Raw genomic sequence first — 1,262 nt, forward strand, 5'->3', positions numbered from 1 at the left:
ACTAAAAGTATGTATGTTCGTAGCTATACTAATGCTCCCTACTAATGCTCATGCGGATGATATATTTGACTCAAATATTCTTAATGATGAAATCACTGCATTATTAAGGAGTCAGAGAAACTCGCAGATTATTAGTAAAAACTACCCATTTCTTAAAATTCAAAAAGACTATTCTGGTAATTTTGATAAGATGAACTATCAAGATGGATATGCTTTGCCTACTGGGGTTGTCATACATGAAACTGCAAATTCAAACTCTACAATCCAAAATGAGATTGCATATATGAAAAGAAATTGGCAAAATGCTTTTGTGCATGCTTTTGTTGATCATAATAATATTATTGAAATCCATCCTACAGACTATTACAGTTGGGGGGCCGGTCGACAAGCTAATCCCAAATTTATTCAAATAGAATTGGTGCGAGTTTCTAGTTCAAATTTTGATCGATCTGTATATAACGACGCTTTTTATACAGCATATATGTTAAAAAAATATAATTTGTTTCCAGATAATGCTCATAGTGATGGGAAAGGAACTATTTGGAGTCACGATGCAGTTACTAGGTTTTTAGGAGGAACGGATCATACTGATCCTGTGGGATACTTTAGTGCAAATAATTATTCAATGTATGATTTCTATGAATTAGTTGTTTATATATATAACAAGATTGGTGGGTCTGTTGCTACGAAGATAGAAAATATAAATAACGATGCTTTAGTGACTGGTACCGGGTACATTTTTTCTGAACCTCAAGGTAATATTGATTCTAAAATAACTGGGAATATTAGCAATTATGCTAATAAAAAATTAAATGCAATTCGAGAAGTTACTATGCCAGGCAACAGTAAATATTATTTAGTTAAAGAGGGATCTAATTATTTAGGCTGGGTAGCTGAAAAGAATATAAAATTATATGGCAAAGTATTATCGAGTAAAACATTAGATAGCGATGCTACAATAAAAGATCTTAAATATTCGGGCATCTATAATGTTCCTTGGAATACGCCTGGTTATACAAAAATTGGCGATCTATCAAATTATAATGGTCAAAAATTAACAGTGATTGAAGAAGCATCGACTGCGACAGATAAGTACTATAAATTTAAAGACTCAAATGGGACGATTGTTGGCTGGGTTGATTATAGAACCCTTACTTTATATGACAAAATTCTTTCTAGTAAGACTTTGGACCAATATAGCAAAGTCCAAGCAACCAAGTATGATGGTATTTATGCAGGCCCATGGAATACGTATGGAGCAA

Annotated in this window: 1 protein-coding gene; it reads left to right on the forward strand. The window is 32.6% G+C overall.

The window, feature by feature from the left end; translation table 11 throughout:
- Window positions 1-1,262, forward strand: a 1,262-nt coding sequence (locus A5883_RS19110; protein ID WP_176323950.1) for a GW domain-containing glycosaminoglycan-binding protein, incomplete at both ends; no start/stop codon positions are given.

Source organism: Enterococcus sp. 5B3_DIV0040, from assembly GCF_002140755.1.
Lineage (GTDB): Bacteria > Bacillota > Bacilli > Lactobacillales > Enterococcaceae > Enterococcus_D > Enterococcus_D casseliflavus.